This window comes from Dyadobacter diqingensis (assembly GCF_024220585.1).
Lineage (GTDB): Bacteria > Bacteroidota > Bacteroidia > Cytophagales > Spirosomataceae > Dyadobacter > Dyadobacter diqingensis.
Genome location: NZ_JAMXKF010000002.1, coordinates 859,637 through 884,369 on the forward strand (window position 1 = coordinate 859,637; position 24,733 = coordinate 884,369).

The 24,733-nt window shown below is 44.3% G+C and carries 22 protein-coding genes; 8 read left to right on the forward strand and 14 right to left on the reverse strand.

The genetic code is table 11. The features are described 5' to 3' along the window. Positions 1-198 precede the first annotated feature (198 nt). Both M1L62_RS08970 and M1L62_RS08975 read left to right on the forward strand, forming a co-directional pair. A complete protein-coding gene (locus tag M1L62_RS08970) occupies positions 199-2,247 on the forward strand; it encodes a sigma 54-interacting transcriptional regulator (protein WP_254412700.1) in 2,049 nt (682 codons plus the stop codon). Positions 2,248-2,356: 109 nt separating this feature from the next. Next, on the forward strand, positions 2,357-4,972 hold the full coding sequence (locus tag M1L62_RS08975; RefSeq protein WP_254412701.1) for a histidine kinase dimerization/phosphoacceptor domain -containing protein: 2,616 nt from the start codon (positions 2,357-2,359) through the stop codon (positions 4,970-4,972). A gap of 21 nt (positions 4,973-4,993) precedes the next feature. Here the strand turns inward: M1L62_RS08975 and M1L62_RS08980 are convergent, their stop codons facing one another. From M1L62_RS08980 to M1L62_RS09015, 8 genes are all read right to left on the reverse strand, one after another. Further along, the gene (locus M1L62_RS08980; RefSeq protein WP_254412702.1) at positions 4,994-5,809 is read right to left on the reverse strand and encodes an oxidoreductase; all 816 of its coding nucleotides are present in this window, start codon (positions 5,807-5,809) and stop codon (positions 4,994-4,996) included. Positions 5,810-5,880: 71 nt separating this feature from the next. Then, positions 5,881-6,708, reverse strand: coding sequence for a helix-turn-helix domain-containing protein (locus M1L62_RS08985; RefSeq protein ID WP_254412703.1), 828 nt, complete (start codon positions 6,706-6,708; stop codon positions 5,881-5,883). 68 nt (positions 6,709-6,776) lie between these two features. After that, on the reverse strand, positions 6,777-8,933 hold the full coding sequence (gene ligA, locus M1L62_RS08990; RefSeq protein ID WP_254412704.1) for an NAD-dependent DNA ligase LigA: 2,157 nt from the start codon (positions 8,931-8,933) through the stop codon (positions 6,777-6,779). Between the two features lie 86 nt (positions 8,934-9,019). Beyond that, positions 9,020-9,370, reverse strand: coding sequence for a YciI family protein (locus tag M1L62_RS08995; RefSeq protein WP_254412705.1), 351 nt, complete (start codon positions 9,368-9,370; stop codon positions 9,020-9,022). Positions 9,371-9,447: 77 nt separating this feature from the next. Further along, positions 9,448-9,633 carry a hypothetical protein gene (locus M1L62_RS09000; protein ID WP_254412706.1) on the reverse strand — a complete coding sequence of 62 codons (186 nt, stop codon included), beginning with the start codon at positions 9,631-9,633 and terminating at the stop codon, positions 9,448-9,450. Positions 9,634-9,715: 82 nt separating this feature from the next. After that, positions 9,716-11,050 (reverse strand): NAD(P)/FAD-dependent oxidoreductase, encoded by a 1,335-nt coding sequence (locus M1L62_RS09005; RefSeq protein WP_254412707.1) that lies wholly within the window; start codon positions 11,048-11,050, stop codon positions 9,716-9,718. Between the two features lie 430 nt (positions 11,051-11,480). Next, positions 11,481-12,512, reverse strand: a complete 1,032-nt coding sequence (locus M1L62_RS09010) for an alpha/beta fold hydrolase (RefSeq protein ID WP_254412708.1) — start codon at positions 12,510-12,512, stop codon at positions 11,481-11,483. 78 nt (positions 12,513-12,590) lie between these two features. Continuing rightward, the gene (locus M1L62_RS09015; protein ID WP_254412709.1) at positions 12,591-12,764 is read right to left on the reverse strand and encodes a hypothetical protein; all 174 of its coding nucleotides are present in this window, start codon (positions 12,762-12,764) and stop codon (positions 12,591-12,593) included. 498 nt (positions 12,765-13,262) lie between these two features. On the opposite strand from M1L62_RS09015, the gene M1L62_RS09020 reads away from it, so the two are divergent. Both M1L62_RS09020 and M1L62_RS09025 read left to right on the forward strand, forming a co-directional pair. Further along, the gene (locus M1L62_RS09020; protein ID WP_254412710.1) at positions 13,263-14,078 is read left to right on the forward strand and encodes a helix-turn-helix domain-containing protein; all 816 of its coding nucleotides are present in this window, start codon (positions 13,263-13,265) and stop codon (positions 14,076-14,078) included. Between the two features lie 42 nt (positions 14,079-14,120). Continuing rightward, on the forward strand, positions 14,121-14,918 hold the full coding sequence (locus M1L62_RS09025) for an SDR family NAD(P)-dependent oxidoreductase (RefSeq protein ID WP_254412711.1): 798 nt from the start codon (positions 14,121-14,123) through the stop codon (positions 14,916-14,918). A 128-nt stretch (positions 14,919-15,046) separates the two neighbouring features. Here M1L62_RS09025 and M1L62_RS09030 read toward each other — a convergent pair whose 3' ends face one another. Both M1L62_RS09030 and M1L62_RS09035 read right to left on the reverse strand, forming a co-directional pair. Further along, positions 15,047-15,262: a RhiA family protein gene (locus M1L62_RS09030; RefSeq protein ID WP_254412712.1), complete on the reverse strand. Its 216-nt coding sequence runs from the start codon at positions 15,260-15,262 to the stop codon at positions 15,047-15,049. A 102-nt stretch (positions 15,263-15,364) separates the two neighbouring features. After that, complete coding sequence (locus M1L62_RS09035; RefSeq protein WP_254412713.1) at positions 15,365-17,113, reverse strand: histidine kinase dimerization/phosphoacceptor domain -containing protein; 1,749 nt, start codon at positions 17,111-17,113, stop codon at positions 15,365-15,367. Positions 17,114-17,362: 249 nt separating this feature from the next. On the opposite strand from M1L62_RS09035, the gene M1L62_RS09040 reads away from it, so the two are divergent. From M1L62_RS09040 to M1L62_RS09055, 4 genes are all read left to right on the forward strand, one after another. Continuing rightward, positions 17,363-18,235, forward strand: a complete 873-nt coding sequence (locus tag M1L62_RS09040) for a hypothetical protein (protein WP_254412714.1) — start codon at positions 17,363-17,365, stop codon at positions 18,233-18,235. Between the two features lie 31 nt (positions 18,236-18,266). After that, positions 18,267-18,977 (forward strand): hypothetical protein, encoded by a 711-nt coding sequence (locus M1L62_RS09045; protein WP_254412715.1) that lies wholly within the window; start codon positions 18,267-18,269, stop codon positions 18,975-18,977. A gap of 39 nt (positions 18,978-19,016) precedes the next feature. Then, the gene (locus M1L62_RS09050) at positions 19,017-20,123 is read left to right on the forward strand and encodes a hypothetical protein (protein ID WP_254412716.1); all 1,107 of its coding nucleotides are present in this window, start codon (positions 19,017-19,019) and stop codon (positions 20,121-20,123) included. Positions 20,124-20,353: 230 nt separating this feature from the next. Further along, on the forward strand, positions 20,354-21,103 hold the full coding sequence (locus M1L62_RS09055) for a response regulator (protein WP_254412717.1): 750 nt from the start codon (positions 20,354-20,356) through the stop codon (positions 21,101-21,103). A 143-nt stretch (positions 21,104-21,246) separates the two neighbouring features. On the opposite strand, the gene M1L62_RS09060 is transcribed toward M1L62_RS09055, so the two are convergent. From M1L62_RS09060 to M1L62_RS09075, 4 genes are read right to left on the reverse strand one after another with little or no spacing between them, the layout of a single operon-like run. Beyond that, on the reverse strand, positions 21,247-21,933 hold the full coding sequence (locus M1L62_RS09060; RefSeq protein ID WP_254412718.1) for a LytR/AlgR family response regulator transcription factor: 687 nt from the start codon (positions 21,931-21,933) through the stop codon (positions 21,247-21,249). Then, entirely contained in the window at positions 21,930-22,961 is a 1,032-nt protein-coding gene (locus M1L62_RS09065; protein ID WP_254412719.1) for a sensor histidine kinase, read from the reverse strand. Before M1L62_RS09065 ends, M1L62_RS09060 begins: the two co-directional genes overlap by 4 nt. Before the next feature lie 39 nt (positions 22,962-23,000). Beyond that, the gene (locus tag M1L62_RS09070; protein WP_254412720.1) at positions 23,001-23,771 is read right to left on the reverse strand and encodes an ABC transporter permease; all 771 of its coding nucleotides are present in this window, start codon (positions 23,769-23,771) and stop codon (positions 23,001-23,003) included. Between the two features lie 2 nt (positions 23,772-23,773). After that, positions 23,774-24,679 (reverse strand): ABC transporter ATP-binding protein, encoded by a 906-nt coding sequence (locus tag M1L62_RS09075; RefSeq protein ID WP_254412721.1) that lies wholly within the window; start codon positions 24,677-24,679, stop codon positions 23,774-23,776. Positions 24,680-24,733 lie beyond the last annotated feature (54 nt).

Consider the following 24,733-nt stretch of genomic DNA (forward strand, 5'->3'; position numbering starts at 1 on the left):
TCAGGGTCTTTCTTGTATGCTTTGCAGCGGCACCTATTTATTCCATCGAATAAACTGGTAAATTAGCTTGCCATTGACCATACAAAATCATCAGGCCATTCTGCCGTACATTCCCCCAGCGGTTCGAAAACGGAGGAATGAGGTATAATTCTTGCCGCATAAATGGTTATTTTGTGTTACAGTAACATTTTTTAAACTATGCAGCCATCATCCAATCCTTCGATCAGCCAGACTTCTGACTATAAGATTCTAATCGTTGAAGATGAATATGTCATCGCCAACAATCTTGAAGTCATACTGCATAATGCTGGTTATCCTGTGATTGGAATCGCGAATTCGGTTGCCAAGGCATTGTTGCTTATCGGGAATGAACGCCCTGATATGGTCCTGCTTGATATTTATCTGAAAGGGAACGAAACTGGTATTGATCTGGCCAAACAGCTTGAAGAAATCAGTATTCCTTTTATTTACATTTCTGCCAATGACAATCAGAGTGTACTGGAAGCGGTGAAAGTCACGCAGCCCAGCGGATACATCGTCAAACCTTTTCGGGAAAAAGATGTACTAACTGCGCTCGAAATCGGTCGCTACCGACATTCGCATGGTGTTGAGCTGAAATTGCGGGAAGAAAAAAACCTTCAGATCGCGCTGACAGAAGCCTTATCTGAAAAAGGAAGCTGGGAGAGCAGACTATTAACCACTGCAGAGTTGTTTTCGAAATACATCCCGTTCGATTTTCTGAACATTCGTCATCAACGGCAGGAGGTAATCCAAACCTTCAACTATTACCGGGTCGGGTTCAAGGAATATCAGGTTTTAAGTCCGCTGGCGATACAGCAAATGGCAAAATTGAAAGATCCTTTCGAGTTACTGCCACTGGGCGACAACATGCCCAAGAGCCCTGTCCGATTCGCGCAGGAAGCCTTGGAAGCCTGGGGTGAGCATGACCCGTACCTCCGGCTTCTGTCAAAAACCTTCCGGCTGAACTCTTCCCTGCTTTTGCCGTTTACCCTTCGAAATGGCGAAAGTTTTATCATTTGTTTTTTAAACCGTACTCCCGAACCCTATCCCGCACAAAATCAGGCTCTGCTCGAAAGGCTTGAACAGCCCTTGCTGCTAACCCTGGAACGGGTTGCGGCTTATGAAGAGGTGGAACGACTCAGTGAAAAACTGAAACAGGAAAATGTTTATTTGCAGCAGGAAGTAAAAACACTGGTGAACTTTGAAGAAATCGTTGGCACCAGTGAAGGACTATTGAATTTGTTCAAACTCGTCACGCAGGTAGCTCCTACCGACACAACCGTACTCGTTATGGGTGAAAGCGGTACCGGAAAAGAATTAATTGCCCGGGCTATTCATAACCAATCGTCCCGAAAAGAGAAGATTTTAGTCAAAATTAATTGTGCCACCCTACCGGCGAACCTTATCGAATCCGAGTTGTTTGGTCATGAAAAAGGCGCTTTCACCGGTGCCTTCGAAAAGCGGATCGGCAAATTTGAACTGGCACACGGGGGAACAATATTTCTGGACGAAATAGGAGAACTGCCACTGGAATTACAGGCAAAACTGCTGCGGGTTTTGCAGGAAAAAGAAATTGAACGAATCGGAGGAAAGACGTCAATCAAAACTGATGTTCGCATTATAGCGGCTACCAACCGTAATCTGGAAACAGAGGTTTTACAAGGCCGTTTTCGTATGGACCTTTTCTTTCGACTCGCCACATTTCCATTGACTTTGCCACCGCTTCGCGAACGCAAGGAGGATATACCGCTGCTCGCTGAATTTTTCGCACAGAAACTGGCCAGGAAACAAAAGAAATCGTTTATGGGATTCAGTGATAACGTGTTGTCCGAGCTCAGCAGTTATACCTGGCCGGGCAACATCCGAGAATTGGAAAATGTTATTGAGCAGGCTGTCATTCTGAATGACGGACAAACCCCTCTGAGCCTGGGCAGACCCTTGCAAAAACGTTTGTTTGCACCGAATCTACCGGCCAGTCCAACTGAAAATAATACGGCCGGGCAGCTGCCCACATTTAGCTTACCCAAAGATTTACCGGAAATGAAAGAGATGCAGAAAACGAGCGAACGAGACTATATTCTGGCGATTCTTAATCAGACAAACGGACGGATTCGCGGGCCTGGAGGCGCAGCGGAGTTGCTGAATTTAAGACCAACGACACTGGAATACCGCATTGAAAAAATGGGGATCCGGAAAACGCTGACCGTGAGACCAACGGATTATTAATCTTCGAAAACAATTGGTTGCCGGCAAACCATAACCCTTCCGGATTAACATCCGGAAGTTTAATCGGTGAGCAATACGCTTTCTGTGTATGAATACCTAACTAAAAACCATGCCTCATCTTAAAACGATCTGTTTGCTATTTGGGATAATGTGGCTGGTCTCCCTGGCCTGTCCGGCAAAGGCACAAAAGATCTCAACACCCGAGGCTGCCAGGGTGATGAGATCAATACTTTCCGAGCGGAACGAAACAAGCCGGGTGCAAAAGCTGCTCAAAATGAGCGATTACTATGCCAGCAGGACCCTGGACCCAAAACTTGATCTGGATAGCGCTGTTATCCTGGCAGACCAGGCGCTTGCTTTAAGTAATCAGCTTGAATATCATCAGGGCGTCGATAACGCCGTTTTTCTTCTGGGTAAAGCCTACACGAAACAGCGGAAGATTAATCTGGTTTTCCCTTTACTGAAAACGTTGAGTGACACCAGCAGCATCAAACTGTTACTGGAAATCGGAAAGGATAAGCTCCGCCCAACTTATACGGAAAAGGCTGATCGGGACAGTGCAATTGCATTTTTTCGCCAGGCCGAAATGGCCAGTGCAGCGATCCGCAATGTAAAATGGATGGAAGAAAGTGAGTGTCTGATCGGCGTGGCTTATCTGCTGGGCAACGACTGGCAGAAGGGTAAAAGTTACTTCATGAAGGTTGTTGAAGCCCGCCAGCGAAGAGGCGACAAAACCGGAGAAATCAAAGCACTGTTACGACTGGCTACGACTACTTTCTGTGACGATTGCAGAGAAAATATGATGGCGCTGGAACGAGCTTTGACTATCTCCCGTCAGATCGGTGACCGGTCTCAGGAAATGCTTATCCTGATGGAAATGGGTTACGAACATTTCCAGCTCAGTGGAGGCGACACTAAAGAGGCCGAACTTAAGGCGCTTGAAGTGCTCGCCATTCAGGAAAAAATAGGTTCCAAACCGTTGACAAAAGCCTATCACGAGCTGGCGGAGGAAAGTGTTTACAAAATGCCGGGCGAGTACGGTTATTTATCCAATGCCTATTATTTTATGTCTGACCTGAGCCAGGCCAAAGGCGATTTGAATCAAAAACTGTTTTACATTCTGAAAGTTGTAAAAAGCGTTGAAAGCAGCGGGCAGCCTGATGAGCTGGATTATGCCTATTACCGGCTCGGAAACGCGTATTACGAGCTGGGGCAATTTGACAAAAGTATGGCTTACCACCAGAAATCCTTGCTTCTCAGCCAGCAGCGGGGCAAGTTATTCGTTCAGGTAGGATTGGCCAGCCGCATGGTCACCACCTGGCTGAGTCAGGGAAAAGCATTGGAAGCGCTGTGGTTTCTGGAAGATATTACGCGCAAAAATATTCCATACACCTACGAGGATAATCTGCTCATGGCGCAGTGTTACGGAGCCTGTTACAGTGCTTTGAAACAATACAACCTGGCCGAAAAATATTATCTGAAAAGTGTTACGTGGAGCAAGCAGATTACCGTACGCTTTCAGTATACCGCCTGGCGAAAAATCAGCCAGTTTTATGTATCGAGCGGTCAGTATACCAAGGCTGACCCGTATTTAAAACGACTGCTTGCCGCTCCCCAGAAACGGATTATACCCAGCCATCAGATTGAAGTTCACCTGATGCGTTTCAAAGTAGATTCAGCCCAGGGCAAGTATATGTCGGCCATTGCGCACTACCAGCAATACAAAACACTCAACGATTCCATTTTTAACGAAAAACGCAGTAAACAGATTACCCAACTAAGCATTCAATACGAAACTGAGAAAAAGGACCAGGATCTGAAACTCAAACAACAGGATATTCAGCTGCTTCGAAAGCAAAGTCAGCTCCAGCAAAATCAGTTGCAGCAGGCGGCCAACATGCGGAACGCGATCATCGCGGGAGCCATTTTGCTGGCATTATTGCTGGCTCTGGGATTTAACCGCTACAAGATCAAACAGCAGAGCAACCAGCTGCTCCGGGAAAAACAGATTGAGATAAACCGTAAAAACTATTCGCTGGAACTCGTTGTTCAGGAAAAAGAACAGCTGCTTATTGACAAAGACCATCTTCTGGAAGAACGTGAATGGATGCTGAAGGAAATGCATCACCGGGTCAAAAATAATCTGCAAATCATCAGCAGCCTGCTTCATCTGCAAGGTACTTTCCTGAAAGACAAGGAGGCATTGGTGGCAATCCAGGAGAGTCAAAACCGGGTGCACGCCATGGCCGTAATCCATCAGAAACTCTATCAGACCGACCGGCAGTCCAGTATTCCCATGATCAGCTACATCCACGAAATCGTCGATTATCTGATTAACTCTTTTGACCGGTTTGACACCGTCCATAAAAACATCAATGTATCTCCCATTGACCTCGACGTTACCCTGGCGGTTCCTCTGGGCCTTATTCTCAATGAAGCGATAACGAATTCGCTAAAATACGCTTTCCCTGACAATCGGGCTGGCATGCTAAACATCGAACTGGTTGAACAGGAAAATAAGACGTACCAGTTTATTGTGGGCGACGATGGCATCGGATTCCCTGTCGACTGGAATCCAGGCCAGAACCGGACACTGGGGATGAGCCTGATCAAAGGTTTGAGTGAGCAGATTGACGGGACGCTGAAAATCAGTCAGGATCGTGGCGTACAAATCAGTTTGACATTTATTGATGAAAAAATCGCACGGGCTGTTACCGAAACCTAGTACGGGATGTTGAACAGAATTTTACTTCATTTGGCTAAGCATCAGCATGTCAAATTGCTTATCGGACAATACCTTTTTCAGAAATAAAATTGTCCCCGACAAATACCCGGCGTGATATCTGGTTTGTGGATTTCTCGCGGTTAACGCTTTTAGTATCAGTCCTGCAATTACCTCCGGATCTTCATTTTTAGGTTTCAGCTTTTCCGATAATTTTACAATTTTCCCGGCCAGTGCTTCATATGCTTTGCCGGCTGAAATCTTCTGTAAATTTTCCATGGCAATAGCTCCCCACTCCGATTTTATCGCGCCCGGCTCAATCACGATGACATCAATGCCAAATGGTTTGACCTCCATTCTCAGACTGTCACTTAATGCTTCAACCGCATACTTACTGGCGTGATACCATCCGCCCAGCGGACTCGACAATTTCCCACCGGTAGAAGTAATATTGACAATCTTGCCCAATCCCTGCGCCCGCATATAGGGCAACACAAGCTGGGTTATCCTGGCCAGACCAAACACATTGACTTCCATCTGATATCTGGCATCATCCATCGGCACATCTTCAACCGCCCCAAACAAACCAAAACCTGCATTGTTAATCAAAATATCCAGCCGCCCTTCCCTTTTTATCATTTCATCGATTCCATTCCGGATCGAGACATCATCGGTTACGTCCATTTTCAAAATTTTGATGCCGGATTCTTTCAGGTCCTGCATCATTTCAGTTCTTCTGGCGGCTCCATAAACCTTGTAACCGCTGGCACTCAGCAACTCAGCCGTCTCTTTTCCCATACCCGAAGATGCTCCGGTGATTAACACAACTTGCCCTTCCATTTTTATCCCGTTTTTAGTATTGATGCCAACAAAATTACAGGATATGCAGGTGCCGCATTGTGGCGAGAAGCTCAAAGACTATGTGTTTGCGAGCTCAAAAGCGAAGAAGGTGTGTAACCAAAAAATTTTCGAAAAGTGAAGGTAAAATGTGAAAAGTTTTCAAACCCGACTTCCAGATATACCTGCGACGGTTTCATTTTTTTTTCAGCAATGAGAAAATGTGCATGCCTTAACCGCGTTTCGGTTAACCACCTTTGCGGAGGATATCCGAAAATTTTCTCGAAGTCGCGCTTGAAAGTAGCGAGGCTTCTCCCCGTAAGATATGCGAACCTGGAAATTGAAATTTTAAACATGAAATTTTTCAGCATAAAGTCAGCAAGATCAATTTTATAGGGCTCGGAAAAATCAGAGAGCAGCATGTCAACGTCTTTGTTCAACGCTCTGATGATGGTGAGTGCCTCTTTTACTTTAAGCATGGAAAGTTCATCGAAGATCAGCGCATCTTCCAAATCGGAATAGAGCGAAACAGATTTAAAAAGATTGTCCAGCAAAACATGCGGTTCAATGTACAAAATCATCAAATCACTGGTCTTCTGATATGGCGCAAAACCTGTGTAAAACTGCTGTAAAAACACCTTCGTAAAAAAAACTGTAACTGCTTTGAAAGTATTTTCGCCATCCGATTCTTTGGTAAACCTGGCCAGCTGATTTTTAGAAAACAAGGCAGTTTGTCCCGCTGCGAGCACATAGGACTTATCCGCCGTCGTGATCGTAATTTTTCCCGTGTACACATGTAACAACAAATGTTCCGGAACAAGCTGCTCAGTGACCAGTTTTTCTTTTTCAATGCAGGAAAAAAAGATTCCTGTTTTTGCTGCGTTTTCAGAAGGCCCCATCATTTCACCAAATACTGTTTGCTATGATTTGTTGCGCTCATCGGCTCACGGAAATATTTCTAAGAAGATATTCAGATCGCTGTGTCCATAAAATTGCGCCCGGTTTCCGGTCTGTTTACATATCGCTGGGTCCCGACACCGGATCGTTGAAATAAGCCACCAAATTCATTTTCTGACAAGATCCAGACGTTGAGCTTTTTTGCTTTTTCAAGTTTGGACGGGCCGAAATTTTCTCCGATCACCAGAAAATCCGATTTCGATGAAACGCCGCTTTGAACGTGTCCACCATTCATTTCAATTTTATGTACCAACGACCCGCGCTGATATTCATCGAACGTGCCGGAAACGACAAACGATTTCCCTTCCAAAACTTCGCTCTCCGCCGGATCCGGTTGTTCTTCCGTTGTCATTTTCAGCCCTGCTTTTTGCAAACGTTCCAAGGTCCGCAGGTTTTCAGTGTCAGTGAAATAATCAAGAATACTTCGTGCAATCCTTTCCCCGATTTCAGGAATGGCGATAAGCTCGTTATAACCTGCTGACCGAAGCGATGTAATATTTTTAAAATGGCCGGCGAGTTTTGCGGCAACCGTTGCGCCTACAAAACGAATCCCTAATCCGAAAAGAACATTCCTGAAACCCGCGTTTTTCGACTGCTCAATTCCTTTCAGGATATTATCCACCGTTTTTACCCCAAAATGTATTGGGCGGGACTCACCCGTTTCTTCATTACTCATATCCTTTTGAAGACCGATCAGCTGATCATACCTCAATTCATATAAATCTGCCGAATTCCGGATCAGTTTTTTATCAAAAAGCAATGCGATTTTTTCCTGTCCCAGGCTATCAATATTCATGGCCTTTCTTGCTACAAAATGCTCAATCCGGCCTTTGAGCTGTGGAGGACAAGTGCTGTCATTGGGGCAGTAAAATGCAACCTCGCCCTCATTCCTTACCAACGGGAAACCACATTCCGGGCAATAGGAAGGAAAAACGACTGGTACTGTCTGGAACAAGCTGCGTTTGTTTACATCCACGCGGGTTATTTTAGGAATGATTTCTCCGCTTTTTTCCAAAAAAACGACATCACCCAACCGAACATCCAGACGAAGCAATTCATTGGCATTGTGAAGCGTCGCATGTTTCACATAAGTTCCGGAAATGTGTACGCCTTTAGCCTCGCCGAATGGCACCGTACGCTCACTTTCCGCTGATAAATTCGCTACCGGTGTCACGGTTCCCGTTCTTCCCACCTGAAAACTGACCGATCTCAAAACGGCCGATTTGTTTTCGGCCTTGTATTTAAAAGCGATTGCCCAACGCGGACTTTTTGCTGTCATGCCCAGTTCTTCCTGCTGCGCGAAAGAGTTAATTTTGATCACAATGCCATCCGTCGCAAAGGGAAGTGTGCTGCGTTTTGCCTCCCAATGGTGTATGTAGCCGATCACAGCATCAATACCCGTCACTTTCTCCCAGCCGGGGGAAGTCTTGAAACCCAGGGATTGTAGGACAAGTAAACTTTCTTCCTGACTTTTAAAGGTATTTTCAGCACTTAAAAAATAGTAAAAATAGCCATCCAGTTCCCGGTGTGCAGTCTCGGCCGAATCCTGTAATTTAAACGATCCGGATGCCGCATTTCTTGGATTGGCATACGGATTTTCGCCTGTTGATTCCATTTCTTCATTAAGCTTTTGAAAAGAACCAAAGGGCATCAAACCCTCTCCGCGAATTTCAAAAGCCGACGGCAGATTTTCTGTTTTAACATGCAACGGAAGCGACTTTATGGTTTTAACATTGTTCGTAATGTCATCACCACGCAAGCCGTCGCCGCGCGTTACACCCCTTACGAGTATTCCATTTTCGTAGGCAATACTCAATGAAATACCATCGAATTTCAGCTCGCAAATGTACTCGTAAGACTTGCCCGCCAGTCCTTTTTGCACACGTGCGTCAAAATCACGGAGATCCTGTTCATTATACGTATTGTCCAGCGACAACATCGGAAACTGATGATACACCGCGTTGAAGTTTTTCGTGATCGTACCTCCCACCCGCGCCGTCGGTGAATCCGAACGTCTAAATTCCGGATATTTCTTTTCCAGCGCATCCAGTTCTTTAAGCAAGAAGTCAAATTCCATATCTGAAATTTCAGAAATACTTTGCTGGTAGTACTGGAAATTATACCGGTCGATCTGCCCGGCCAGCTCGTTTATACGTTGTTCAGGATTCATCCTGGCAAAAGATAAGAGTGGAATTTATTTAATCAATCAGGTAATAATGTCCTGTCAAAAAGCAGGACATTATTACCTGGGCACTATTATTGCACCGGTGGAATGGCCATCCGGACTTCAACCACGGCACCGTACTGGATAATCGGACAACCTTTGGCTACCTCTACGGCTTCGTCGTAATCATTTGCCTTGATCAGGAACAAACCTCCAATGGATTCTTTTACTTCTGCGTAAGGGCCATTGGTTACAGCATTGTCCGCTTTGATAACACGCCCGTCCACATCCCAACGTTTTGGCGTACCAATCAGCTTGTCCTGAGCGGCAATGCTGGCAATCCAGTCCTGATATGGTTTGATGGCTGATTTCATTTGTTCTGGTGAAGGGTTCGCGTCCGGGTGAGTAATGTCACGGTGGATCGCCAATAAGAATTCGCTCATTTTGATTATTGTTTAATTGTTAGAAATTGATTGTGAGTAACGATGGTAAAGAATGTGCATTCAGAGTATTGTCCTTTTCAAAAAAGCTCCGCTTCATCAGGCGCAAGTGGCTGCTCGGTCATCCGGAGCGACTCGTCCATAAATTCACTTCCTTCCATGGTGTTTTGTTCATGAAATGGCTGTGCGCCTGCTGCCAAATGTCCTGGTGTACCCGAATCTTCGTTCGCCGGGTCCCAGGCACTGAATAATAGGAAATCGCTCATTTTATTGAAGTTTAAAGTTGAATGAAACTGTTATTTGAATCGACCCAAAAAAATAACGCAATATTATATACGCACCTAAAATTCAGGTGGTAAACTTATGTTCAGTCACCGGTTCGCTTAGTGAAACTTCCCGGTTCTCCCTGTTTTCGGACCGGAAGATCATACGCAGAGACTGATCACATGTGAGATAGGAAATCGTCCAGCTGTAAAGCGTTTTGAGCATATTATCATAATTGACCAGTGATATCAAATGGATAAACAGCCATCCTAAAAGGCCCAGCAGGCCGCCTAAATGAAACTTATGTTTGAAAAGATCAGCATAGGCAAACCTTCTCCCGATGATCGCCATATCGCCGCGATCAAAGTATTTAAAGGGTTTCAACGGTTTTCCTTGGGCCATGGCCAGCAGGTTTTTCGCAAGCCTTTTTCCCTGTTGAATAGCCGGTTGCGCGAGCTGGGGATGCCCGGCAGGATAAGCACCGTCGGTAAACTGGATGCTGATGTCACCAATAGCATAGACATTATGATATCCCTGAACCAGATTATAGGCATCGGTAACCATTCTTCTCCCCCTTCCAAGACTGTGTTCATCAATTCCTTCAAATGTGTGAGCAATGACGCCTGCCGCCCATAATAAAGTTTTTGCCTCAATGATCTCACCGTTGGATAGGTGAACCTTATCGTTTTCAAAAAGTGTAACCTGTGTTTTTAATCTGATATGAACATCCATGCTGCTGAGTGCTTCATAAGCTGCTTCATGGGTTTTGTCACTCATGGGTGCCAGGAGAAAGGGCGAGCCGTCAATTACGTAAATCTGAGCGTCCTCCATATTTAGCTCGGGATAATCCATGCCCAGAATGTGCCTTTTCATCTCCGCAAGCATGCCCGCAACTTCTACGCCTGTTGGTCCTCCTCCCGCAATCACGATGGTCATTAACTTTTGTTTTTCGACCGGATCCGTTTTAAGGGAAGCTTTCTCCATCGTTTTGATCAGCTCGTTCCGTATAAACAAAGCATCATCAATTCCTTTTAGAGAAAATGCATTTCGCCGGATCGTTTCATTGCCAAAAAAATTGGTTTTGGTACCGGCTGCAAAAATCAAAAAATCGTATTGCAGTTCACTGCCATTACTCAAATGTAAAATATTGTCTTCCGTGTCAACCTCCATAACCGTCGCCATGCGGAACGCAATATCTTTCCCTTTGAAAAGTTTTCGGAATGGATAACTGATACTGGAAGGTTCCAGAAAACTCGTCGCTACCTGATAGAGCAGTGGCGTAAAATAATTGTAGTTATTTTTATCGATCAAAGTAACGTGATAAAAACGGTTGTTGTACAGCTGCCTGATCAGATTAAGTCCGGCAAACCCTCCCCCAATTACTACGATGTGTTTTTTGAATGTATCAACGGTTTTCATTCTCAGTATCTCTTTTGTTTACAATCATTCCTGAACTCTTGTTTTAATTTCAATAGCTCGTTACAGGTAAAAGATTTACCATGATTCACATAACGGGCAAGTCATTTTTAAGCCGACTTGATCCGTGTTGTTGTAACATCGGTCTGATAAATCGATCTGTATCACCAGTGAATACCAGGCCGGATGTATATATAGTATTACAATCTGTATGCCAGAATCGTATCTAACTCATCAACAATGACTTACATAATTACATAGTTTTTTATTTTAACCATATACAGTCGAACAACTTATAGGTTCACTAAATACCGCCGATTTTTCAGAGAGCCTGTACTAATTTGTAAAGAAGAGAATGGGGTTTATCGTATCAATAAAAAAACAAAAAGCATCAGCGTTTCTGCCGATGCTTTCGTGTCTAAAAAGAAATCCTTTATCTGGTCCAGCTTGCCACTTCCAGAATGGCATCTGTAAATGCCTGTGGCGCTTCCTGCGGTAAGTTATGCCCGATACCACCGGTAATGGTATGGTGTGCATATTTTCCTTTAAAACGAACCGCATAGGCACTTGGATCAGGATGAGGTGCGCCATTCGAATCTCCTTCAAGGGTTACGGACGGTACTGTGATCGCAGGTGCCGTCGCCAGTTTACTTTCCAGAGCATCATATTTTGCCTCCCCTTTTGTTATGCCCAGTCTCCAACGGTAGTTGTCTATGACAATTTTTATATGATCCGGATTATCAAAAGAAGCGGCCGAACGGTTGTACGTTTCATCGCTGAATTTCCATGTTGGGGAAGCAGTCTGCCAGATCAGTTTATTAAACTCGCTTGTGTTGGCCTCATAACCGGCAGCTCCCCGATCCGTTGCAAAATAATACTGATACCACCAGGACAGCTCCGCTTTCGGTTTCAAAGGTGCTTTGTTGCCTTGCTGGCTACCGATCAGATACCCACTTACAGAAACCAGCCCTTTCACTCTTTCCGGCCACAACGCGGCCATGATATCTGCCGTACGAGCACCCCAGTCAAAACCGCCTACGATTGCATTTTTAATCTTCAAAGCGTCCATAAACGCGATCATATCCACTGCAAGCGCCGATTGCTGTCCGTTGCGGGGCGTATTCGGCGACAGAAACCGGGTACTTCCGTAACCCCGCAAATAAGGGATCAGCACACGGAAGCCTTTTGCCGCCAATTTTTCCGATACCTCTTTATAACTGTAAATGTCATATGGCCACCCGTGAATGAGCAGAACCGGTTCGCCATCGGCCGGGCCGGCTTCTACATACCCAACGTTAAGCACGCCGGCATTCACCTGTTTGATATAATCGAAAGGACTTTCCACCTGATTATTCTCCTGTACCTGTCCGGCTAAAACCGAAGCCAATCCGAAGAGCTGTAACGCAGCGAATACAAAAGCCATATTTTTCAGAAAACTGCGACTGAATGTTAATTGATTTTTCATGATTTTTTTCACCTTATCTGTTAATTTGATATAATACATTTTTGACGATCACCTCGAAGCGGGACCTGGCCTAAGCCATCAATCGTCCGTTTTCTTATCCGACTCGTTTCTTTTGCCTTTCAGCTCAACCATCATCATGCCGCAGCTTTGCTGATCCTGCTCAAACTTTGCAGTGGCAATGGAGACTGTCGACGCAAAAGCTATAAACCCAGCAGCCAGGTGATTTCTGATACTAGTTGCAGCACATTTCATGGTTTCTGTTGGTTAATTTTGATGTATCGGGATATTCTGTCAGTCTTCATTATTTCTGCTCTTTTTGCTGATTTGATGATTCAAAACTATCACCAGAGACAAGAAATAAACAGCCCTATTACTTTCAATCCGGCAAATCTGTACCTGATTTGGACAGCCTCCCGGCTGAGTTGGGCACGTCCATATTTTCAGAAAAATCTAAAAACCGCTCCACGCTCCTATTGGCCCAACGTTTCGTCTTCATGAACTACCAGGTAATCCAAAGGACTCGTTTTAGGAATGCACGGTAATTGGAGAATTCGGTATTTTTCACCGTGTGAATACGAAAACTTGGATGCCGAAAAATCCAGACCTCTTCATCCGTGCCGCCTACCACGCATGTTTCGTGAACTTTTGAACAAAGTAAATTGGACTTTCCAGCAAAATAAAGATGCTCCCAATCAGCGAACTTTGTATTGGAAATCATAATAAGATTATGAACTGATCATGCGTATTGAAATGGCTACAAAAAATTTGACAACAGAAAACGGGCCGCGTGTATTTCACAACTTTTATGCGGACGGTAATATCGAAGGGGAAGCATTTGTCTCTAATCATATATTCAGCTACATCATCTCGGGGATGCACGATATCTGGGTGGGCGACAAACGCTACTCATTTAAGCCCGGAGACTATCGTTTTTTTCGGAGAAACCAGCTGACCCGATATATCAAGAAAACCGCCGGCGAAGGTTTCCGGTCTGTGACGATCCACCTGGATCAAAACACTTTAAAGAGCATCAGTCAGGAATATCAGCTATTTGCTGATTTCCCTTATTTGGGCGAAGATGTACTCCTGCTAAAACCCAGTCCGTATTTAGAAAAATATATCGATTCGCTCGACCCTTATATACATGCCGATGATGAATTACGGGAAAGGATGGTCCAGCTGAAAGCCCGGGAGCTTGTACTGATCCTGCTGGAAACCGATCCTTCACTGAAAAATGTGCTTTTTGATTTCAGTCAGCCCGGAAAGATCGATCTGGAAGGTTTCATGAACAAACATTACCGCTATAACGTCGGCATCGACCGCTTTGCTTTTTTAACGGGCAGGAGCATTTCTGGTTTCAAAAGGGATTTTGCCAAACATTATGGCATGACACCCGGCCGATGGCTGGTCTCAAAAAGACTGCAAGAGGCGCATTACCTGATCGAGGAAAAAGCCAAAAGACCGTCTGACATTTATCTGGAAATCGGTTTCAACGACCTCTCACACTTTTCCTTCGCTTACAAAAAGGCGTTTGGCAATGCACCGACGAAGGGCTATTCCGGCTGACACAACTTTAAAACCAATTTTTATTACCAATACAAAAACAAAATGGACTTACAATTAAAAGGAAAACGCGCGCTGATCACAGGCGCCAGTTCAGGTTTGGGCGCGACGATCGCACGGATGCTGGCTGCCGAAGGAGCTTCGGTGGTGGTTCACGGGCGAAACGAGCAGCGTACCAATGAGGTCGCAACAGGCATCAGACAGGCTGGTGGCTCGGCTGAAGTCGCGATAGGCGATCTTTCCACAGATCAGGGTGCGGATGCGGTCGCTTCGGCAGCACTGCAAGGAGGCCAGATTGACATCCTCGTGAACAACGCCGGTGCGGTAAGTCACAAGAACTGGTCGGATGCAATGTCCGATGACTGGATGGATATCTACAATGCGAATGTGGTCTCTTACGTCCGGATGATCCGCCGTATCGTGCCTCAAATGAAGGAACTTGGATGGGGACGTGTAATCCATATCGGTGGCGGACTCGCGATACAGCCGATCAAAGAGCAGCCACATTACAACGCCACGTTGGCTGCAAGGCACAATTTGTCGGTATCTCTCGCTCGTCAGTTGAAAGAAACGGGCATCACTTCCAATGTAGTATCTCCCGGTGCGATCATGAACCCGATGGTCGAAGACTGGCTCCTGAATGCGGCGCCAAAGTTTGGCTGGGGAACAGAATTGGAAGAAATCAAATACAGGGCAGTGCAGGACCTGATACCAAACGACACAGGAAGGTTCGGCGTTCCAGAAGAGGTCGCGGGGGCCGTCCTTTATCTCACAAGTCCGTTTGCCAACTACATAAGCGGCGCCGTCCTTCGGGTTGATGGCGGGACGATCAAATGTTTATAAAGGTATAACCGCGTATAATACAATACGTGTACCCAATATGTCAAAAGAATTTCGCCCCGCAACTATTGTTTGCAGGGCGATCTATTGAAATTCACTGAACTTCCGTGATACTATACAACCGCTATTTTTTAATCAAGCCCCTGCGTAACAGTCCAGGTACCATCCTCATTAATTGTGGCATTCATTGAAAAAAATGCCGTATGGAAAAAAGTCATGTTGGGCTGAGCTTGTACCGCCAGCGTGCCCGAACCCGACATGCCTATACCTATACTCGCCTGGTTAAAAGCAGTAGTAGTGTCAGTAGAAACGCTCAGGACACTAACCTCCCCCGTAAACCAGACCATTGAAAACTAGATATTTCGGTGGCAAATACAGATCAAAAACGTAAAGTCACGTTTTTAACTAAAAAAAGAAGCATGCATTAAATGTTTATACAAACAGGAGGTTTACAATTTAAACTTCAACCAAAACTCAGTCCCGGTGTTTTCCTGACGGTTCGCAATTCTAAATTCACTCTTCCCGTTTAGCTGGGTTACCAAAGTTTCAATTAACGACATTCCTAACGTCCCCTTTTTAGTATCGGATATAAGAGGCCTTGATTCTCTTTCGGACCACAGAATACCCGGACCGTTGTCTTGAATTGTAATCGTAAGGTTATTATTTAGCAATTCACTAGTGATCCTAAATTGCGGTTGCTCGGTATATGGGAATGCATATTTACAGGCATTGGTTGAAAGTTCGTTTAAAATAAGGCCAAACCGGATTGCCTTCTCAGCAGGGAGTGTAATTGTGTCAAGAGTAAAACTTGGTTTAATATCCTCAAAACCGTAGGATTTGAAGACGCCATATACTACTTCACTCACCAAGCCATCGAGTTCCACTTCGGCAAATTTTTCACCATCATAAAGTTTACGGTGCAGAATCGCCATAGATTCTACACGTAAACGAGTTTCTTCAACAGCATTTCTAGCAGCAACATCGGATAGCCTTTTGGCTTGCATATTCAAGAGGCTTGCAATAATCTGTAAATTGTTCTTAACCCTGTGATTCTGTTCTTGAAGCAGCTCTGCATTCCACTGGCTTGTCCTTTGGTTTTTCCTGTACAACCTAAAATAAACAGTACCCGCCGCAATGGCGGTAAACAGTAAGGCGGACAGCGCCCAAGTTAAATTTTGCTGGGTTTTAAGATTGGTGTTTCGAAGTATTATTTCCTTTCGTTGCACTTCAAGCATTTTTTGCTGCTGTTTGGTATTGAATTCAATATTGAGTCTGGCCAGAGCTCCTTCTCTGTCCACCACAAGTTTGTTATTCTCTGCCTTATGCAATTTGGTTTGATATTCAAAAGCATTTTTCCAATCCCCGATCGTCTGAAAATAGAGTACATAATTTCTCAAAATGACTACCTGCAATTCCAGGTCATTGAGGTTGTTTTCATTGTAAAATGTATTTGCCTTCGTGAGTGCATCCAACGCCAACGCATATTGGCCCGTTTTAAGGTAAGCGGGGGCTACACTGACCAACGCCGTTGTTGTACCACTTTTATTTCTAACAGAATAATATTTATAAGCTCTGTTGATTAATACAATGGCGTTTTCAGGATTATTTTCAGTTTCTACAATCCCAAGATACAGATCGATTTCAGCCATCATTAATGAATCTTTTTGTTTATTCGCCATGGATAAAACAGTCTTATAAAGCCTGCGTAACGAATCCAACTTTTCTGCATCGGGCGTAGCAGCCTGCTGCCATTGCAAACGTTGTACCCTCGCCATCAATGCATAAACACTCATGATACCCTTTTCCGAATTGACCCGAAGGAAAATTTTTTGCGCCTGATTCACATTGTCCAAAGCTTCCTCCAAATGATTTTGGGATACTTCAACATCGGCCATGCGCAGGTATATCCGTCCAAGTTCATATGAATCTCCATAACGCTCCTGAATTTGAAGCGACTTTAAAAAATATTGCTGTGCCGCCCTGTACTCGCCAACTCCGCCATAGGTTTTTCCAAATAAATACCAGGCTTCGGCCAACATATGTGAATCTTTTTTGGCAACAGCTTCTTTCAATACTCCCTGAATGAATGCCAAACGATCGGGCGCTATTTTAGGGTATTCCAGCTTCTGGGCACAAAGGGGAGCAAGCATCAGCAATAATAGCCCCAACAACACTGATAATGAACGGTTTCTATGCATGAAGAAGGGTTGAAAAAATACACCCCAATATATGAAGTACCAGCGATTTACTTTAAAATTAAATAGAAAATAGAACCAGCTTTTCTTAACACTTCTATAAACGATGCTGGCTTTATGAGAAGAAAACCAGGCTTGGTTGGAGGAAACCTTCCGTTCGTCAATCCAGAATTGATCTACAACACCTAAATGCAGAAGTTTACTAAAGTTAATTGTCGACTCATCCGATCACACCTCTTCCTCTATTCAACTATGAAAATACATCTCTGCACACTCTCTGTTACACTAGCATTGGGCTTGTTTCTATGTTCGGCTGTAAATCAAGCTGATGCACAAACCAAGCCAGCAGCTGCTAAACAATCGACAGCAAAACCGGCTGCGGCAAAAACCTCCACAGCGAAACCTGCCGCGGCAAAATCGGGTAAGTCTACTGCCGCAAAAAAAAGTACCGCAAAGCCTGCTATCTCGAAAGCGCCGGCGGGCACAAGCGGACAAGCTGTAACGAGCAAACCCGTTCCACCGAAGTCCATCGGTCCTCAGAATCAATCACAGGAAAATACTCCTAAGAAAACAGCGACGTCACCCACCAACGACTATAAGGCAGTTGAACAAAAAACCACCCCCTCAAAGTCTGGCGGCCAACCATCCAAAACCTATGGTTCAGGTTTTAACAAGAGAGCTAAATTGTTAAACGTAGGTCTTGGTTTGTCTTCCTATTATTACGGCACACCGATCGGGGTTTCTTTCGAAACGGGCGTCCACAAAGACATTTCGGTGGGAGGCCAATTGGATTACAATTCAGGACGATACAACGATTATTATTACAGCAGCTCACACTGGGGCTATAAAGCTTACTATTTGGGAGTACGTGGTTCTTACCATTTTAACAGAATACTTAAAATCAGATCTGGTAAAGTTGATCTCTATGCCGGCGTAGGGCTGGGCTACCAAAGTTTTAGCTGGAACGACCGTAGCTATGGTTACGGATACAATTACAGCAGCGGGATTTTTGCCAATTACTTCGTTGGAGCCAAATTCTATTTCGTTCCAAAGGTAGCTGCCTTCGCTGAACTTGGATATACCGGACTATCTTCTTCGCGGGTTGGTATCGCCTTTAAATTCTAAGTGATCACAGCAAATAAACCCTCGATACATCATGAAGTCTCAAAAACTGGATCTCAATCCAACGCGCGTTTTGATACTGATTTTTTTGATCCTTGTCGGCTGGCATTTAATCATTTTTTTCAAATCGGATGTTGCCTTGTCTGCTCCTTTTATGGCCACTCCCAAACCTGGCTTTTTGTGGCAGGATAGCAAAACGGAAGACAGCCGGTTTTTAGCCCGGGATCTGGACGTAGCATGGGAGCCAGGTTTGGCTCATCCGAAGTATAAGCTTCAAAGCTCCGATAAAGTGGGCGTTTGGATTCCAATGCCCGGCTATCAGTTTGTCGACCAGACCAAAGGGCTAGAAACATTATGGACTCCCGGGCTGCTTCATCCTGATTTTAAAGCTTGGTCAGATACCGGCGAAGGCCTGTGGATTCCAGCAACCGGATATAAATTCGTGTACGAAGGAGATACGTTTGTGGCCACAGAATGGGACCCCGGAATACGCTATGACGAATTGAAAATCATCTCTTTGGAGGAACCGGACAGCTTCACTCCTTTCCCGGGATACCAATTTGTAAGCCCCGGAAAAACATTTGATGTCGTATGGACACCCGGCCTTGTGAATTCCGACAATCCGCGGTTGGTGTCCGGTTCCAGGGAAGGGTCCTGGGAAGTAAATGTCAGACGAACCTATCAACGCGAGCCTACCTGGGTTGAAAAAGAGATTGTGCGGGGCCTTATCTATCACGCCTTGTAATTACCTGTGCCATTCATTTCATTTTCAAATTGATATTTTATGAAAAATTTATTCCTTTTGTTATTAATCGCAACGGTATTAATGGGCTGTCCGGGGAAAGAGGATCCCATTGAAGAAGTAGAAACCAAGCTGAAAGATGGCCTGGCGAATGGTGAGTGGTCATCAGCCTCTACGGCCGGGGGATTTGAGAATTATACTTCGTTCAAGAATTTCCTCTATACATTTGAAGTAGCCGCAGCCAATCAGGTAGTAAGCTTTGAGTTGATTTCCGGGGATATCAATGTACAATATACCTTGTTTGATCCAATTGGCAACCGTGTGGAAACGAGTACGCAGGGCAGGCAGATTTCCTCGCCTTACACGGCTAAATCTCCCGGAATCTATCGAATTGTCGTAAGTGCTGACCGGAGGGCCATTGGAAAATTCTCCCTTAAAGTAACCGGAACAAAAGCCGGAATTGAACCCGTTTCATTTCAAGCCCTCCGTTCTGAGACCCAAAACTGGGGACCTCTGGGAGGCGGGGCCGGCAAGAAAACTTTTAAAAATCATTTTTATACATTTGAAGTAGTTGAGGATAATTCTGCCATTGATATCGAATTGTTGTCCGCGGACACTGAGGTGTCTCTCTTTTTATACGATAACCTGGGAGCCCTCGTTACCGCACGACAATCGAGCCGGTATGAGTACATTCTTTATGCTGTCAAAAAGGGAGTGTATACCGTTATGGCCGGTACCGACAGCAGAGGTAGTGTAGGAAATTACAACCTGCACATTTTCGGAAAAACAAAAAATTTAAAAAGGGTAAGTTCCAGTTCTGAAACAAAATCGGAAAAATGGAACGCCGGCAAAATTGGCGAGATACTCCATATATATAGCATAGATATTACCTCGGATGCGAATTCACCACTGGACATAGAGCTCGCTTCTCCTGACGTGAATGTAGTGATCGAACTTCAGGACAAGTCCGGGGATAACATTGGTGGAATATATGGCGCCCAAAAATCCCAGTTTTACCTTAGTAAAGATTTGCCGAAGGGAAGTTACAGAATTCAGGTAAGGCCCAGCGGTACCCTCGGCGGTAGTACTTCAGGCGGGAAATATGACCTCACGGTCGCAGGCCAATTTGCGAATCTCAAAAAGATGTAATCGAACATAAAACGCAACATAAAACCGGTGCCTATTGGGCATTAGACGGTCATCCATATACAAAATAGCTACTTGGGTACGGATATCAGTTCAGTGGCACCGGTACATGTTTTTTAGGAACATTACATCGTAAAGTTTAGATACACTGCTCATTAACCCAGCACTTAACAAAATAATTAAGTAATAATATTCTATATTTATAGACTAACATCAGCTCCCCTCTTCAATCCATGCCACCAAAACATCCCATTAAAATTCTCATTATCGAAGACGACGGTATCATTGCCATGGATCTTCGGGAAACACTGGAAGAAGCCGCTTATGAGGTAGTTGCCGTTGCTCCTAACTTTGACAAGGCTATCCAAATCGTCAGCACAACGCCTCCTGATTTGGCTTTGGTAGACATCCGGTTAAAGGATTCGGTGCGGGATGGTATTGATACCGCCAAACAAATACTTTCCATTCATAAAATGCCAATCATATACCTGACCGCCAATTCTGACAAGCAAACCTTTTTGGTGGCAAAAGAAACAAGACCGGCCGCTTATTTACTCAAACCCTTCAGAGCCGATGAGCTTATATTTCAGATTGAAATGGCCTATCATAATTTTCAGGCGCCGTTAAAAAATGGCTTTGAAAATTACGAGTCCGACCTCATTTACCTTCCCTTAGACAAGGGCTATAAAAAAGTGAATCGCGACGATGTTCTGTATTTAAGTGCAGAGGGATCTTATGTTTACATATTTATGGTGGGTAAGGAAAAGCCTTATTTGATCAGTACAAATTTGGGAAACCTGGTTCAATATTTCATGACTACGGATTTTTATCGTTTATCCAGATCTCTGGTCATTAATTTACGATATCTTGACCGACTGGAGAGTAATCATTTGTATATGGCGGGCAGCAATGAACCAATCCGTATACCTACCTCAGGTCGTAAAGAATTAATGAGTAAGCTTAGAGTGGTTCGAACGAAGTAATTCATTGCGCACAGTGAAAAATTAAAAACTGCGCGAGGAATGCAACAGCTTCATCCACATGATAAGCTCACCGGGAGTAGAATTTTCTGGTAAACTAAAATCATGGTGGCCATGCAGGCTATCATTGCGCCAACTCAATAAAATTATGAATGTCTAATCACTTTCATAAAACTGTTGCGATAAGTAATCGAAATCGGTATGAAAATATTATTGATCTTGACTTTTTCCTTTTCTATCGATTCGATTTTATCTATGGACACCATAAAGGATTTGTGTACCCTGCAAATAATTTGAGCCGGAATCTCTTTTTCAAAATCGGTAAAGGTCTGCAACGTCATAATCTTCTTTCTAACGGTATGAATCCGCCGATAATCCCTCATTCCCTCAATGTATAGGATTTCATCCAGAGGCACTCTGTCCAGGCGGGTTTCCGTTTTTACAAATATTCCCTTCTTTTCTGAATGTATAATTTTCCCCAATCTTGACACGACCTTATCCACTGCCATGACAAACCGCTCAAACGTGAATGGTTTGAGCAGATAATCGGTTACGCTCAATTCAAAGCCCTTTAATGCAAACTCGTGGTAAGCAGTGGTGATAATCACCTGGCAATCCATGCGCGTAGATTCTAACAGGTTTATTCCCGAGAACGTACCCAGATTGATATCCAGAAAGACCAAATCTACATCGTTGCATTTTAAAAAAGTAAAAGCATCTTCGCCGTTTTCGAACGTTCCAACCAAGTTGAGCAACGGTAATTTATGTACGTAATCCCGTAAACGCGCCATGGCCAACGGCTCGTCTTCTACGATAATGCAGTTAATCTTCATTCTTCCACTTCAAGTTTGATTCTATAATAACTTTCATCAACCACAATCACGAGATTATGTTTACCCGGATAAAGCAGGGCCAGCCTTCTTTCCACCAGCTCTTTCCCTAGTCCTCCCACTCGCTTTTGAAAAGGCCCATTTGCTATAAACAGATTGTCGCAAGTAAATACCACTTTTCTTTCCTCAATAACAAACCCTATATCGACGGCGCCAACAGCTCTCAAATTGCTGTGTTTAAAGGCGTTTTCAATGAAAGGAATAAACAGCATTGGCGCAATCATTTTTGATCCGGGCTCCCCTGTTACCAGGTAATTTATGGCTTTATCATTGGAGGTCCGAACTCTTTGCAGCGCAATGTATTTCTCAATGTAGTCCAGCTCTTTAGTCAGGGGTATTCTGTCTGTTTTTGAATCATACAACATAAATCGCATGATATCGGATAGTTTGTTGAGATAGCCGGACGCTTTTGCGCTATCCATTTCGATCAGTATATCAATGTTATTAAGGGTGTTAAATAGAAAATGCGGATCGAGCTGGGACTTAATAAGTTCCAGCTCCATTTCATAATTTTTCTGATTCAGTTCCTCTTTAAGTTCAATATCGTGGAACCAGGAATCAAATCCCTTGATTACAAATCCGATTAAACCATTCACCAATGCCAGAAATGCGATTGGAATAGCCAAACCAAGGACGCCCTGTATTCCGTCGTTGGTCAGATAAGTTGTATGTATGACCAGGGTCAGGACAGTCATTCCGGCAAACGTAGCGATCAGCGCCGCAAGGATAAATAGCAGCAATAACAAAAATGCGTTTCTTGTTCGCAGGTAAACAGAGAACAGGAATGTATGGGAGGCGTAAAAAGCGATCACCCCGGGAAGCACGGCGAAACCGAGCATGATCCGCCACCAATAAATAAAGTTCATCGGTGGCTTCTGGAAAAAAGTCAGAAGCAGGAATAACACCGTAAGAAGTATAGCGTACAAGCCCCAATACCCTAGTTGAAGCAACTTGCTAAACTGTTTTTTCATTTGATTGTCAGCTTCAATTTGATACGGGTCGTCAAAAAATCATCCCCTATTCTTTCGCCTAATATATATGATATAATTTAAAACGGTAAATAGGACAAAATATCCGATCGCCCAGATCTTAATATTGATTTCCGGATCAATACGGCTGTCATTTTGCAAAAACCGCTTTGAACAATACGTGTAGGGAAGAAAATATCCATATTTCCACGATACTGCGATCAATGACGCAATCACCAATGCGAAACCAACACCGATTGGGATCATAAAATTACGGACCTGGATGCTCAGCAGATATTGTAAGGATAGGATTGGCAAACAGTAAAGGAAAAACCTGGCATTCCCGATCACAAAATCTTGAAAAGGAAAATCCTGGCCGGGGAATGGCACATCCCGAAAAAAAAGCGCGGGTACAACGCCGGTGAGTACAATACCGACGTTGAAAAGCAAAAAGAACTGGATCAACATCATGATTGCAATGCAAAATTTAGATACAAACACTACCGTTAAGCTCTGTGGTGTAGTATGCAATTGCTTCCATGAATTATTTCGAAACTCAATCTGGGCAAGCAGGCTGGCCGTGAGGATGATCCCCATTGGTAACACAAAAACAGACATATACTGCCAGCATTGGGCATACAGGATATTCCAAATTTTGTCCGAAGCATTTGCTGCGAACAAGTTGTGGGGATCTGATATTCTCCTGACGAGGACAATAACGGGTATAAAAAAGGCGCCAAATACCGTCAGCCACGATGCAGAACTATGACTTTTCTTAATCCACTCGCTTTGGATGCTGTGTAAAATAACCATTACTAATCGCCGATAAGGTTAATAAAAATACTTTCAAGGTCTTTATTATTGCTGTTTATCTCATACACCGAGACACCTGCCTCTACCAGATTTCGATTGACGAAACTGACTTCCAGTCTGTTCAGTTCATTGATCACCAGCCTGCTCTCGTCCAGCTTCTTTGCATTGTACCTGCCGTCCAGGATTTCCATTGCCTTAACCGAGTCAGAAGTTTCCCAAATAGTTTGCAACCCTTGTTGTCTTTCATTCATCAAGTGACCAAGTGAACCTTCGTAGATCAGTTGTCCCTTATTGACGATTCCAACGTGACTTACCAGTTTCTCCATTTCAGCGAGTATGTGACTCGAAACAAGTATTGAAATCCCTTGTTGCCGGTTTAGGTTAAGGAGCACCTCGCGGATCTCGATCATCCCGTTAGGGTCAAGTCCGTTTGTAGGCTCGTCCAGGATCAAAAACCTGGGATTGTGCAAGAGTGCAATGGCGATGCCCAGCCTTTGCTTCATACCAAGCGAAAAACGACCTGCTTTTTTGTTACCAGTGCGAGCCAATCCCACCACCTCCAGGACCTCATTAATTCTGGATCTCTGGCATTGATAGATGCGTTGAAAAACCTGCAAATTCTCGGCAGCCGTAAGATGTCCATAGAATGAGGGACTATCGATCAGTGAACCAATGTTTTTCAAAATCACCTCCCTGTTATGCGCAAGTGACTTCCCAAAGATATGGATCTGCCCAACTTCGCACTTGATCAGTCCGAGAATAATCCTCAGTGTTGTTGTTTTTCCAGCACCGTTTGGACCCAAAAATCCGTAGATGCTACCTTGTGGAACGCACAGGTTAAGCCCGTTGATAACATGCTCCTCACGACCATATTGATGGTATAAGCCATTCGTTTCCAAAATATTCATGCTGAAAATTGTTTGGTTGAACGTCTTAAAATTAGAAACGTGAAATCACATGAC

Excerpts from the sequence above, each read along its gene's own strand:
- M1L62_RS08970 (WP_254412700.1), top strand. The coding sequence starts at position 199 with ATGCAGCCATCATCCAATCCTTCGATCAGCCAGACTTCTGACTATAAG.
- M1L62_RS08975 (WP_254412701.1), top strand. The coding sequence starts at position 2,357 with ATGCCTCATCTTAAAACGATCTGTTTGCTATTTGGGATAATGTGGCTG.
- M1L62_RS08980 (WP_254412702.1), bottom strand. The coding sequence starts at position 5,809 with ATGGAAGGGCAAGTTGTGTTAATCACCGGAGCATCTTCGGGTATGGGA.
- M1L62_RS08985 (WP_254412703.1), bottom strand. The coding sequence starts at position 6,708 with ATGATGGGGCCTTCTGAAAACGCAGCAAAAACAGGAATCTTTTTTTCC.
- ligA (WP_254412704.1), bottom strand. The coding sequence starts at position 8,933 with ATGAATCCTGAACAACGTATAAACGAGCTGGCCGGGCAGATCGACCGG.
- M1L62_RS08995 (WP_254412705.1), bottom strand. The coding sequence starts at position 9,370 with ATGAGCGAATTCTTATTGGCGATCCACCGTGACATTACTCACCCGGAC.
- M1L62_RS09000 (WP_254412706.1), bottom strand. The coding sequence starts at position 9,633 with ATGAGCGATTTCCTATTATTCAGTGCCTGGGACCCGGCGAACGAAGAT.
- M1L62_RS09005 (WP_254412707.1), bottom strand. The coding sequence starts at position 11,050 with ATGAAAACCGTTGATACATTCAAAAAACACATCGTAGTAATTGGGGGA.
- M1L62_RS09010 (WP_254412708.1), bottom strand. The coding sequence starts at position 12,512 with ATGAAAAATCAATTAACATTCAGTCGCAGTTTTCTGAAAAATATGGCT.
- M1L62_RS09015 (WP_254412709.1), bottom strand. The coding sequence starts at position 12,764 with ATGAAATGTGCTGCAACTAGTATCAGAAATCACCTGGCTGCTGGGTTT.
- M1L62_RS09020 (WP_254412710.1), top strand. The coding sequence starts at position 13,263 with ATGGCTACAAAAAATTTGACAACAGAAAACGGGCCGCGTGTATTTCAC.
- M1L62_RS09025 (WP_254412711.1), top strand. The coding sequence starts at position 14,121 with ATGGACTTACAATTAAAAGGAAAACGCGCGCTGATCACAGGCGCCAGT.
- M1L62_RS09030 (WP_254412712.1), bottom strand. The coding sequence starts at position 15,262 with ATGGTCTGGTTTACGGGGGAGGTTAGTGTCCTGAGCGTTTCTACTGAC.
- M1L62_RS09035 (WP_254412713.1), bottom strand. The coding sequence starts at position 17,113 with ATGCATAGAAACCGTTCATTATCAGTGTTGTTGGGGCTATTATTGCTG.
- M1L62_RS09040 (WP_254412714.1), top strand. The coding sequence starts at position 17,363 with ATGAAAATACATCTCTGCACACTCTCTGTTACACTAGCATTGGGCTTG.
- M1L62_RS09045 (WP_254412715.1), top strand. The coding sequence starts at position 18,267 with ATGAAGTCTCAAAAACTGGATCTCAATCCAACGCGCGTTTTGATACTG.
- M1L62_RS09050 (WP_254412716.1), top strand. The coding sequence starts at position 19,017 with ATGAAAAATTTATTCCTTTTGTTATTAATCGCAACGGTATTAATGGGC.
- M1L62_RS09055 (WP_254412717.1), top strand. The coding sequence starts at position 20,354 with ATGCCACCAAAACATCCCATTAAAATTCTCATTATCGAAGACGACGGT.
- M1L62_RS09060 (WP_254412718.1), bottom strand. The coding sequence starts at position 21,933 with ATGAAGATTAACTGCATTATCGTAGAAGACGAGCCGTTGGCCATGGCG.
- M1L62_RS09065 (WP_254412719.1), bottom strand. The coding sequence starts at position 22,961 with ATGAAAAAACAGTTTAGCAAGTTGCTTCAACTAGGGTATTGGGGCTTG.
- M1L62_RS09070 (WP_254412720.1), bottom strand. The coding sequence starts at position 23,771 with ATGGTTATTTTACACAGCATCCAAAGCGAGTGGATTAAGAAAAGTCAT.
- M1L62_RS09075 (WP_254412721.1), bottom strand. The coding sequence starts at position 24,679 with ATGAATATTTTGGAAACGAATGGCTTATACCATCAATATGGTCGTGAG.